The organism is Microbulbifer variabilis, assembly GCF_020524905.1.
Lineage (GTDB): Bacteria > Pseudomonadota > Gammaproteobacteria > Pseudomonadales > Cellvibrionaceae > Microbulbifer > Microbulbifer variabilis_A.
Map to the genome: position 1 here is coordinate 66,876 of NZ_JAIVKI010000001.1, position 12,117 is coordinate 78,992.

The 12,117-nt window shown below is 56.2% G+C and carries 8 protein-coding genes; 3 read left to right on the plus strand and 5 right to left on the minus strand.

Annotation, left to right across the window (positions count from 1 at the left end):
* Positions 1-48 precede the first annotated feature (48 nt).
* From argE to LC073_RS00315, 5 genes are all read right to left on the minus strand, one after another.
* The gene (gene argE / locus LC073_RS00295; RefSeq protein WP_226642158.1) at positions 49-1,212 is read right to left on the minus strand and encodes an acetylornithine deacetylase; all 1,164 of its coding nucleotides are present in this window, start codon (positions 1,210-1,212) and stop codon (positions 49-51) included.
* Positions 1,190-2,068 (minus strand): carboxylate/amino acid/amine transporter, encoded by an 879-nt coding sequence (locus tag LC073_RS00300; RefSeq protein ID WP_226642160.1) that lies wholly within the window; start codon positions 2,066-2,068, stop codon positions 1,190-1,192. Before LC073_RS00300 ends, argE begins: the two co-directional genes overlap by 23 nt.
* Before the next feature lie 175 nt (positions 2,069-2,243).
* On the minus strand, positions 2,244-3,944 hold the full coding sequence (locus LC073_RS00305) for a thiamine pyrophosphate-binding protein (protein WP_226642162.1): 1,701 nt from the start codon (positions 3,942-3,944) through the stop codon (positions 2,244-2,246).
* 219 nt (positions 3,945-4,163) lie between these two features.
* A complete protein-coding gene (locus LC073_RS00310) occupies positions 4,164-5,438 on the minus strand; it encodes an inorganic phosphate transporter (protein WP_226642164.1) in 1,275 nt (424 codons plus the stop codon).
* Between the two features lie 10 nt (positions 5,439-5,448).
* A complete protein-coding gene (locus tag LC073_RS00315) occupies positions 5,449-6,126 on the minus strand; it encodes a TIGR00153 family protein (protein ID WP_152455299.1) in 678 nt (225 codons plus the stop codon).
* Between the two features lie 145 nt (positions 6,127-6,271).
* Between LC073_RS00315 and LC073_RS00320 the strand changes: the two genes are divergently transcribed.
* The 3 genes from LC073_RS00320 (at position 6,272) to LC073_RS00330 (ending at position 12,016) form a co-directional block, all read left to right on the plus strand.
* The gene (locus tag LC073_RS00320; RefSeq protein WP_226642166.1) at positions 6,272-8,047 is read left to right on the plus strand and encodes a GspE/PulE family protein; all 1,776 of its coding nucleotides are present in this window, start codon (positions 6,272-6,274) and stop codon (positions 8,045-8,047) included.
* Between the two features lie 99 nt (positions 8,048-8,146).
* The gene (glnE, locus tag LC073_RS00325; protein WP_226642168.1) at positions 8,147-10,990 is read left to right on the plus strand and encodes a bifunctional [glutamate--ammonia ligase]-adenylyl-L-tyrosine phosphorylase/[glutamate--ammonia-ligase] adenylyltransferase; all 2,844 of its coding nucleotides are present in this window, start codon (positions 8,147-8,149) and stop codon (positions 10,988-10,990) included.
* A 60-nt stretch (positions 10,991-11,050) separates the two neighbouring features.
* On the plus strand, positions 11,051-12,016 hold the full coding sequence (locus LC073_RS00330) for a branched-chain amino acid transaminase (RefSeq protein WP_226642170.1): 966 nt from the start codon (positions 11,051-11,053) through the stop codon (positions 12,014-12,016).
* Positions 12,017-12,117: the final 101 nt, after the last annotated feature.

The window sequence follows — 12,117 nt, forward strand, 5'->3', positions numbered from 1 at the left end:
AATAGGCACGGTTGGATAAAAGCCAGAAACTTGGTCGGCTTAAGCAGTTCAGAGGCAAAAGCGGCCGATCAGGTTGCGCAATATTTTTACCATCGGCTCTATACGGTCGAGCCCCAGGTATTCATCTGGTTGGTGTGCCTGGTCTATGTCGCCAGCGCCGAGCACGATAGTGTCAATATTCATGCTCTTCAAGTAGGGGGCTTCGGTACCGAAGGCAACGCTCTGGGCACTGTAACCGGTGAGCTTCTCCGCGACCTTGACCAGCTCGGAATTTGGGTCTTGCTCGAAGGGTTCGGTGCCCGGAAATAGAGAAACCAGTTCGAGGTGGATTCTGTGTTTGTCGATACGAGCCTGCAACCTTTCATTTAGCTCGCTGCGCAGCTCTTGTAAGGACATACCGGGCAGGGGGCGCACATCAAATTGCAGCTCTACGTTGCCGCAGATCCGGTTGGGGTTATCACCACCATGGATACAGCCGAGGTTTAGGGTGGGAACAGGAACGATAAATCCGGGGTTATTGTACTTTTCCTGCCATTCCCCGCGTAGGCGCAGTAACTCTCCAATCACCGAGTGCATGGCCTCCAGGGCGTTCGCACCGAGGCTTGGATTGGAGGAGTGCCCCGACTGCCCGGTGATGCGCACCGACTCCATCATCACGCCCTTGTGCATGCGTACCGGACGCAAGCCGGTCGGTTCGCCAATCACCGCGTAGCGCCCTTGTGGCCGCCCTGCTTTTACCAGTTCTCTGGCGCCAGTCATGGAGGTTTCTTCATCGGCGGTGGCGAGAATGGTCAGGGGATGGCGCAGGGGTTTATCGACAAAGCTGCGAGCGGCCTCAATGGCTAGAGGGAAGAAGCTTTTCATATCGCTGGTACCCAAGCCATAGAGGCGATTGTCGCGCTCCTGCAGGCTGAATGGGTCCGACTGCCAGCGCCCATTATCGAAGGGAACCGTATCGGTGTGCCCAGATAGGATCAGGCCGCCTTCGGCGCCTTCGCGCGCGCCCAGAGTGGCAATGAGGTTGGCTTTATTCGGGCTACCCGGCAGGGACATCAGCTCCACAGCAAACCCCAGGGTTTCGAGCCAATCTGCGAGTATCTCCACCACTGGGCGGTTACCCATATCCAGTGCTGGATCGGTAGCACTGACGCTGGGGCAGGCGATTAATTGCCGAAGTTGGGTCTTAAACTCAGGTACTGCGATAGGCGCCATGGGAATTGTCCCTTATTTTGTTGCGTCGCTCGTTGAGGATAACCGCCATTGCGATTGCACATCCACCTAAGGCGAGCCTGGGGATATCCGCATCGCGGTTCCAGATTAACAGGTTTACCAGCAGGCCGGCGGGTACCAGGGCATTGTTCATTGCGGCGAGGGTTGCGGCGGAAACCAGTGTAGCGCCTTTATTCCAAAGGAAATAACCGAGGCCGGAGGCTATAAGGCCGAGCCATAGCAATACGCCCCACTGGGTGATAGTTTGCGGATACGTGGGGCCGCCTAAAAGAGCCCAGGCGCTCACAGTGATGACGGCGGCACCGAGGAAAAACCAGGCGAAAGTCTGTCTAGGGGGCAGGGGTTGCTCGCGCCGCATGAATTGCTTGTAGGCGACCTGGCCAATGGCAAAGCATAGGTTGGCTCCCTGGACCACGGCAAAGCCCGACCAATAATCGCCACTTGGAGAGTCCCAGCGGATAATGGCCGCCCCGGAGACCGCCAGTAGCGCGATAGCCAAATTCCACAATGACAGGCGCCGCTCAATCAGGTCGTAAATTAGTGCGATATACAAAGGGGTGAATATGGTGAACAGCAGCACCTCAGGCACGCTCAGTAGCAAAAACGACTGATAGTAAAACAGATACATCGCACCCAGCTGCACGGCGCCAATGGCCATCAGGGTAATCGCGCTACGGGCACTTGAACGTCGCCACTGCAGCATTGGCAGAAACACCAGTGCGGCCAATAGAACTCTTGTCATCGCCGAGAAATAGCTGTCTACCTGTCCAGCGAGATAGATGCCGATCAGGCTGAATGAGAAGGCCCAGAGTAGGGTGACAAGGATCAATAGAGGCATGGTGATGCTTTCTCGGGAGCGGAAAATATACGGCTAGTAGTAGATGGTGAGTATTGCGTGGGCGAACAATAAATGGAAGTGGCCGCCACCCACAGCCGTGAGAGGCAAGCAATGGAGATGACTCAATCGAAAGTGCCGGGGCTGGAGCAGAGCCCGTCGCCGGATGGAGTTACTGTTACATGCTGCGATTAGCCCTGCTGTTATTGCGTGCAACCTGATTGCCCCAGCGCAGCAGGTTCACATTGCAATCATTGCGGTCGATGAGCACTTCTATCAGGCATAGGCCATTGCGCTTCTTGGCCTCTGTAATGGCCTGATCTAATTCCCCCTCGCTGCTGACTTTACATCCCCAGGCATCGCCTTCCCCAGCGCTGAAGGTCTCAATCAGTTGGGCATAATTCCAGTTTTTTATCGTGTTGTAGGGACCATCGTGGATTTCCACCTCAATGGTGTATCCGCCATTGTTGATCAGGAAAATAATCGGATTGACCCCATAGCGAATCATGGTGGAGATTTCCTGGGCGGTGAGTTGGAAGGAGCCGTCGCCGATGCAGGAGATCAGGCGCCCTTTGCTCATGCCGAGTGTATAGCCAAGGCTCGCACCTACAGACCAACCGATACTTCCATATTGCATCTGTATTTCAAACTGTGCCCCCTCAGGTAATGAGAGCTCCATACCGTTAAACCAGGAATCTCCAGTTTCCACGAGCAGTGTGCTTTTGTGATCGAGTAATTTTTGTATTCGCGCGAACAGCTGTCGGGTGGTAAGTGGCGTATCGGGTTTACCGGGCTTGAGAATATATTTGGGACTGCTGACCCGGCGGTAGGCTGTCAGGGCTCCATCGTTTGCGCTCAACTGCCCGGCAAGGGCATCCAGCAGGTCCCTCATATGTACATTGCTGTAGCAGGTCTCCCCCAATTGAACAGATGTGGGTTGAGCTATGATGGCCTTTTCAGTTTGAAAGCACAGCTGGTGGCCTGTGGTCGTATAGTCGGTAAACAGGGGGCCGGCAAATAGGAGGGCATCTGCTGTGTCCACGATCTCGCTGCAGCCAGGGGTGCTTACTGGACCCCAGTAGATGCCCATAAAGCTCGCCATAGTTTCTGGAAGCAGGCCCTTGGCGTCGGGCATGGAGGCGAGTCCGTATTTACAGCTGTGTGCCAAGTTGCACAGAGCCTCCTGGGCGTTTGCTGCGCGCACTTTACTGCCGGCTACCAGCACAGGGCGTTCAGCTGCGTTTAGGAAGTCGGCGATGTGTTCCACTGCGGCGGCGAGGGAGTCGGGGTCACTGGTTGGCCGACGGGCAAAGCCGCGTGGAATTGGGGCTGAAGTCGGGGCGTTGGCAACGTTGGAGGCGATCTCTATATACACCGGCTTGCGTCGCAGCATGGCGGTATCGAGAGCACGATCGATGGCCGCTGGTGCCAGCCTGGGGTGGTGGATGATCACGGTTTCTGCGGTGACGTATGAATACATCTCCCGCTGGTAGCCATAGTTCACCTTTCCCAGGGTGTGGTGCAGGTATTCCCATTCGGCTTCCGAATTGGTATTTGGACCCCCGGAAATAGCGATCAGGGGGAGGTCCTCAGCATAGGCTCCGGCGACCGCGTTGATCATGCTGAGCCCGCCAACAGAAAAGGTGACCACGGCGGCGGAAGGTCCTCCGGTTGCCCGCGCATAGCCGTCTGCGGCATATCCTGCATTCAGCTCGTTACAACAGCTGATCATCTGTAAGTCTGTTTCCAGCAACAGCTGGTCGAGTAAGACCAGGTTGTAGTCGCCGGGCAGGGCAAAGTAGTGGTTGATTCCCACATCTTTCAACCGCTGTGCTAAGTAGGTCCCAACAGTCCAGTGCTTGGTGTCTAATGTATTCATTTGGCGATATTCGTCTTCAGCTGGTAGTCGCTGGGTATGGAGGTGGGTTTTGACAGGAGAACCCATGCCTGGGACAGCTTAGTCCAGTTTCTGGGGGGAGATTGAGGGGAGGGGGCTGGAGTCGCCTGGCCTGGAAAGCAGCGGGCCAGTATGAATATATAGAAAATCAAAAAAGGGAAGCCGAGCTTCCCTTTTTTGACGGATACTGCGTGACTGTTATCAGCCAAATAAACCCTTGAAGAAATAGAAGAACAGGATCGCAATACCGGCACCTGCGGGCAGAGTAACTACCCAGGAAGCGGCAATAGTGGTGATCATGCGCAGGTTCAGTGCGCCGATGCCCCGCGCCAGGCCAACACCCAGTACCGCGCCCACCAGAGTATGGGTGGTGGAGATAGGCAGACCGGTGCCAGACGCCATCACCACCGTGGCAGCTGCGCCGAGTTCGGCGGCAAAACCGCGACTTGGTGTCAGCTCGGTGATCTTGCGGCCGATAGTGGCCATCACTTTGAAACCGTAAGTGGCGAGACCCACCACAATACCCAGGCCCCCGAGCAGCAGAATCCAGGAAGGCATGGTTGCCTTGGCGGTTACCGTACCCATTTGGATGGTATTGACCACTGCTGCCAGCGGGCCCACTGCGTTGGCCACATCGTTGGAGCCGTGGGCAAAGGCCATGGCACAGGCGGTGAAAACCATCAGGATGGCGAAGACGCGCTCCACGTTGGCAAAGCGGTTTTCTGCTTCGATAGAGAGATCGCGCTTGATACGCTTGAGCATGGCCACACCAAGCCCGGCGACAAGCAGACCGACAAGCGCGGCGATACCGGCGTCCTGCAGGAAGCTGAGCTTGATATCCGCATCTTTGAGAACGTGCTTCAGGCCCTTGGTCAGGGTCACCATGGCGATCATCCAGCCCACGGCAAACATATAGAAGGGGATATAGCGCTTGGCGTTGGTGAATGGATCTTCGGTGTCGAGGATCAGGCGCTGCACGCTGCGAAACAGCAGGAAGGAAATAGTTCCCGCCAGCAGTGGGGAGACTACCCAGCTCGCCACAATACTGCCTACCTTGCCCCAGGCCACCGCATCGGCAGAAATACCCACGGCAGAGAAACCGACAATGGCGCCAACAATGGAATGGGTGGTGGATACCGGCCAGCCGAGAATACTGGCTACCAGCAGCCAGGTGCCTGCGGCGAAAAGGGCGGACAACATGCCGTACACGAGCAGTTCAGGCTGTGAGGCAAAGATCTCGGAATCGATAATGCCTTTGCGGATCGTGGCGGTTACCTCACCACCGGCCAGGTAGGCCCCGGCAAATTCGAAAATCATGGCGATAACAATCGCCTGTTTGATAGTCAGTGCCCGCGAGCCGACTGAAGTGCCCATGGCGTTGGCGACATCGTTGGCACCAACACCCCAGGCCATAAAAAAGCCCGCGACACAGGCCAATATCAACAGAATATGGCCATATTGACTAAGAATTTCCACGTTGAACCCCCTAACGTGCCAACAACAACTGCAAACGGTTGCCCACGCTGTGGGCGCGATCAGCAAGCTCGCCGATCCATTCAATCACCCGGTAGAGGAACATCACATCTACCGGCGGTAAGTCTTTTTCGATCGCGAACAGAGAGGCGCGAATTTCAATTTCCAGCTTGTCCGACTTGCGCTCCAGCTCATCCAGCTCTTCGGTCATGCGCTTGGCGATAGTCACCTCGCGCCCGGCAAAGCCACTCTCCAGCAATTCATCCAGTTCATTGATCGCGCGCAGGGCCTGGGCGGAAGTAGCCACGGCGCTTTCAACAAATGTGGTCATCAGAGATTGCAGGCTCTCGGGAATCTGCATTTTCCGACCAATTGCCAGCCCGGCGATATCCTGTGCCGTGTTGGCCACTTCGTCCTGGGCGTGCAACAGCTCCAGCAGGTCGGAGCGGGAAACAGGCATAAACAGGCTGTCCGGCAGGTGCAGGCGTAGATCTCTCTTGATGTCATCGGCGCGGTTCTCTGTAGCAGAGATACGCAATTGAATCTGTTCCGCCTCCTTCAAGTCGCCTTTAATCAGGGCGTCGAAGAACGGGATCAGGTCGGCCGAAGCCTCGTGGGCCGTAGCCATGTGCTTCTCGATCGGTTTGATCGGTGAGCGGCCAAACAGATTGGCAATATTCGACAGGGCCATGGTTTGCTCCATTGCTCAGGGTGCGAAAACGGCGGCATGGTACCCCAATCGGGGCCACTTCGGTAATAGTGCGTTAACGATGCACTGTCCCCGCTAGTTGATAGGGCTACAATGCGTCGTCATATGAGAATAAGGGGGCATGCCAATGACAGAGAGCAGAGCGGCGGACAGGTTGCTGGATTTACGTGGATTGCTGGAGGATCTCGTTGCCCAGGGCTACGTGAGCAGGCTGGATGCGAACCGTATTGTGGGCACGCCGCGTACCGCTGAGCAGGCGCAGATGCATCCTCTCAGTTATATCGCCAGCTGCGACCTGGCCAACCAAAAGGCCCCAGGTATTTTGCTGGGCGACGATTTGCTCAGTGCCTGGCTGGCGGAGAGCGCTGATCACCCCCTCTACCATATCGACCCGCTCAAGGTGAATGTGAGCGCGGTGACCGAGGTAATGAGCTTCCAGTTCGCCAAGCGTCACCAGATTCTGTGTGTCGAAGCCGGCGCAGAAGAACTAACCGTGGCCACGGCCCAGCCCTTTACCCACGGTTGGGAGGAGCAGCTGGAACATACCAGTGGGCGCCGGGTGCGGCGGGTGGTGGCAGACCCGGCGGATATCAAGCGCTACTGTGTGGAGTTTTACTCCCTGGCGAACTCTATTTCTGGCGCCAGTGGGCTGCAGGGCACCTCTGCGGCGAATAATTTCGAGCAGCTGTTGGAGCTGGGTAGCCTGAAAGATCCAGAGGCCAATGACCAGCATATCGTCAATATCGTCGACTGGCTGTTGCAGCATGCTTTCGATCAGCGCGCCAGTGATATACATATCGAACCCCGGCGCCAGGTGGGGCGAATTCGTTTCCGCATCGATGGAGTCCTCCATCCGATTCACGAGCTGCCCGATCAGGTCAATGCGGCGGTAACCAGTCGCCTAAAAATCCTTGGGCGTATGAATGTGGCGGAGAAGCGCAAACCCCAGGACGGCCGAATCAAGACTAAACGTCCCGATGGCAGCGAAGTGGAATTGCGTCTTTCCACCCTGCCTACCGCCTTTGGCGAAAAGCTGGTGATGCGTATCTTCGATCCCGAGGTACTGGCGCGCTCCTACAGCGACCTGGGGCTTGCCGGCACCGACCTGGCCCGCTGGCAGGCGATGCTGGCACGGCCTAACGGCATTGTGCTGGTGACAGGCCCTACCGGTTCGGGTAAGACCACCACCCTGTATACCGGCCTTAAGCAGCTGGCCACCAGTGCGGTTAATGTCTCCACTGTGGAAGATCCCATCGAGATGGTGGAAGAGAGCTTTAACCAGACCCAGGTACACCACGCTATCGGCTTCGATTTTGCTGCGGGCATCCGCACCCTGATGCGCCAGGACCCGGACATCATCATGGTGGGGGAGATCCGCGATCTGGAAACCGCGCAGATGGCGGTACAGGCGGCACTGACCGGCCACCTGGTGATCTCCACTCTACACACTAACGATGCCCCCACGGCGGTGACTCGTTTGCTGGATTTGGGTTTGCCTCATTACTTGCTTAAGTCCACCATCCTTGGGGTTATGGCTCAGCGTCTGGTGCGAACCCTATGTCCTTCCTGCAAGCGCGAAGACACCATCGATGAGGCGGATTGGCATTCCCTGGTACGGCCCTGGAAAGCCCCTATGCCAGAAAAAGTGTATGCCCCTGAGGGCTGTCTGGACTGCCGCAATACCGGTTACAAGGGGCGTCAGGGTATCTATGAAATCCTGCCGTTCAGTGAAACGGTGCAAACCATCATCACTCCAGATTGTGACTTACAACAGCTTCGTCGGCAGGCTATGCGCGAGGGTATGAACAGTCTGCGCTTATCGGGGGCCAAGAAAGTGGCTGCTGGCCTCACTACCGTGGCGGAAGTATTACGTGTAGCACCGCCGCCGGATATCGCTTTTTAATAGAGCCCAATTCCCGAAAGGTAGGTTGAGTTTAAAAATTGTGGGGCGGGAGTGCTGCCCCTGCAGAATTCCTCATTTGGAAATAAGGATCGATTCCGCATGATTGATAGTGCTATCTGCCCCGAACCTCTGCGCCCGCAATTGCAGACTCTGTGGCGAGACTGGAGCGAGGCTGTGGGCCCGGCAGTGGCCGTCGAAGTCGAGGCGTTGCTGCAAGATCAAGCGCTTGGGCTGGCACTGGCACGCAGCTTTATCGGTTCAGAATTCTTTTCTCGACAGTGCCGGCGCCATCCGGGTTTTCTTTTGGAGTTACTGCAGCAAGATGATTTGGGCCTGCAGCTACGCAGTTTTGATAGCGATGAAACTTTAGATCTGGCCCTACGGCAGCTGCGCAACCGAGCGATCGCCGAGGTTATTTTCCGTGACTTTGCAGGCCAGTGGGATATCCCCAGGGCCTGCCTGCGTCTCAGCGAACTGGCAGAGCTTGCTATCAATACGGCTCTGCAGTGGCACCACAGCCAGCTGGCCCAGCGATATGGCGAGCCCCGGGATAGAAGCGGACGAGCACAGTCTCTGGTGGTGCTCGGTATGGGCAAGCTGGGCGCGCGCGAGCTGAATCTCTCCTCTGATATCGACCTGATTTTTGCCTACCCCGAACCTGGACATACCGACGGCGATCAGTGCGTGGAAAACCAGAAATTTTTCCAGCGCCTGGGTCAGCGACTGATTAAATCCCTCGATGCCATTAATGCCGAAGGCTTTGTGTTTCGCGTGGATATGCGTCTGCGACCCTACGGTGATAGCGGCCCCTTGGTGAGCCATTTCGCTGCGCTGGAGGATTACTACCAGACCCAGGGGCGAGAATGGGAGCGTTACGCCATGGTCAAGGCGCGCCCGGTAGCTGGCGATCAAGGCGTTGCTGCTGAGTTAATGGAGCTATTGCGGCCATTCACCTACCGTCGTTATATCGATTTCAGTGCTATCGACGCCCTGCGCGAGATGAAGGCTCTCATACAGCGACAGGTGCGTGCCCGCGGGCTGATCGACAATATCAAGTTGGGGCGCGGTGGTATTCGCGAGCTGGAGTTCATCGTGCAGGCTTTCCAGTTGATTCGTGGTGGGCGTGTGCCGGCATTGCGAGAACGCAATTTATTAAAAATTCTGCCATTACTGGAAGCTGACGGCCATGTGGAGTCAGGTGTCGCCGATGAGTTGGGCAACTGCTACCTGCTGCTGCGCCGGGTAGAGCACGCTTTGCAGGCCTATAAGGATCAGCAGACCCAGGCGCTGCCGCAGGACACCGTAGAACGCGAGCGGCTCGCATTCGCCCTCGGTCGTGACAACTGGGACCAGCTGTCTAGAGAGTTGGCTGCCGTTCGCAATGTGGTGGAGCGGGAGTTCGATACGGTTATTGCGCCACCGGAGGAGATCGCCGAGCCCCATGTAGCGGAAGAATGGCAGGGGTTGTGGAGTAGCTGTGGCGACGAAGGTAGTGAAGAGATAAATCTGCAGACCCTGGAAAATGCGGGTTTCAGTCCGGCACTGGAGGCTCTGGAGCTGCTGCGGGATCTCAATCACTCCCCGATGGTGATGGCACTTCCCGCATCTTCACGTGAGCGCTTGGATCACTTTATGCCCTTGCTGCTGGCCGCAGCCAGCTTGCAGGAAAGGCCGCAGCTGATACTCGGTCGGGTGCTTCCCCTGGTGCGCTCGGTGTTGCGCCGCAGCGCCTACCTGGTGCTGATCAATGAAAATCCCCCTGTGCTCAGCCAATTGGTACAGCTGTGTAGTGCCAGCCCGCGGATCGCTGAGCAGCTTGCGCATCACCCTATCCTGTTGGACGAGCTACTGGATTCTCGCCGCCTGTTGGTACCCGCCACGGCGGAGGATATTGCCGATGAGCTGCGTCGGGAACTGCTGCGTGTCGATCCCGCGGATCTGGAGCAGCAGATGGAAACACTACGCTACTTCAAACAGAGCCAGAGCCTGCGTATTGCCGCCCAAGAGGTCAGCGGTGCATTGCCATTGATGAAGGTGAGCGACTCACTCACCTGGCTGGCAGAGGGGATATTACAGCAGTCGCTCAATTTAGCCTGGGCACAGATGGTGGACAAATACGGTCTGCCAGCTGGGGCCACGGCGGAGAATATGCATTTTGCCATTGTCGCCTACGGCAAGCTTGGGGGACTGGAATTATCCCACGGTTCAGATCTGGATATTGTCTTTGTACACGACGCTGATCCTCAAGGTTACACCGATGGCGATACCAGCATCGACAACCTGCGTTTCTATACCCGCTTGGCGCAGCGCCTGATCCATATCTTACAGACGCGTACTTTGAGCGGCCCACTTTACGAGGTGGATACCCGTCTGCGCCCCTCGGGCAATTCGGGACTGTTGGTCACCTCCATGAAAGCCTTTGAAAAATATCAGCGCGAAAGCGCCTGGACCTGGGAGCACCAGGCATTGGTGCGTGCGCGCCCGGTGGCGGGTGGAGAACAGCTTTGCAGGGACTTTGAAGCCTTGCGCCTGAGATTGCTTTGCGAAGCGAGAAATGAGGGGAAATTACGCGAGGAAGTAGTCGGGATGCGCGATAAAATGCGCTCTCACTTGGATAAGAGCAATGATCAAAATTTCGACCTGAAGCACGGCCCGGGTGGTATTGTCGATATTGAATTTTTGGTTCAATATGCTGCTCTGGCCTGGGCACAAACTGCGCCCTCGATCGTGCGATATACCGATAATATTCGCATTCTCGAAAGTCTGAATGATGCGGGCCTGATGCCGTCCAAACAGGTCGAGCATCTGATCGACGCCTACAAAGCCTACCGATCTGAAGGTCATCGCCTGGCACTACAACAACTGCCAGGGATAGTGAGCGATGACCGCTTCACAGCGGAAAGAAAGACCGTTCTAACAAACTGGCAGCAATTGCTCGGTTAAACCCCAGCTTCATCCTGCTGCCCGATTAAACTGTTTTTCAGGATTTGTAGGAGTTGCCTTATGTCTTTTGCCGACCGCGATGGCGTTATCTGGTTTGATGGTGAATTGGTTCCCTGGCGCGATGCGCGTGTGCACGTTCTAACTCATACCCTGCATTACGGAATGGGGGTTTTTGAGGGGGTGCGCGCTTATGAGACCGATCGCGGAGCCAGTATCTTTCGCCTGCAGGATCATACCCGCCGTTTATTCCGCTCTGCGAAAATCATGAATATCCCGATGCCTTATGACGCGGATGAGTTAAATGAGGCCCAACGCCTTGTGGTAAGGGAAAACAACCTCCAGCACGCCTATCTGCGACCGATGGTGTTTTACGGATCTGAAGGCATGGGGCTGCGTGCAGAGGGGCTCAAGACCCATGTGATTGTCGCTTCCTGGGAGTGGCCTAGCTATATGAGCCCAGAGGCACTAGAGCGCGGTATCAAGGTCAATACGTCCTCTTATACCCGTCATCACGTCAATATCAGCATGTGCAAAGCCAAAGCAAACGGCAATTACATCAACTCGATGTTGGCCCTGCAGGAGGCGATTCGCAATGGTTGTGAAGAGGCGTTATTGCTTGATCCAGAGGGCTATGTGGCCGAGGGCAGTGGAGAGAATTTCTTTATTGTCAGGGACGGGACTATCTATACCCCAGAGCTGACCTCCTGCCTGGATGGTATCACCCGCGATACAGTGATCGAGCTGGCCAGGGAATGCGGCTATCGCGTAGCCGAAAAACGTATCACCCGGGATGAGGTCTATATCGCCGATGAGGCCTTTTTTACCGGGACAGCCGCAGAAGTTCTACCCATCAGCATGCTTGATGGACGATCTATAGGCAGCGGCCGCCGCGGCCCAATCACCGGCCGTTTACAGGGACTTTATTTTGATGTCGTGCATGGCCGCAGCATTGCGCACCGTGGTTGGTTGAGTGATGTAGATGACACCGGTCTACAACACGATGGCAGTCATATTGCTGTTGCCTAGACTAACAAACATCGACTTAGCCCACTTCAGATAGGAGGGAGCCTAAGGGCTCCTTTCTCAGTTCTTCCCCAGGGGAAAGTAGTACCCTGCTCGCTGTTCTC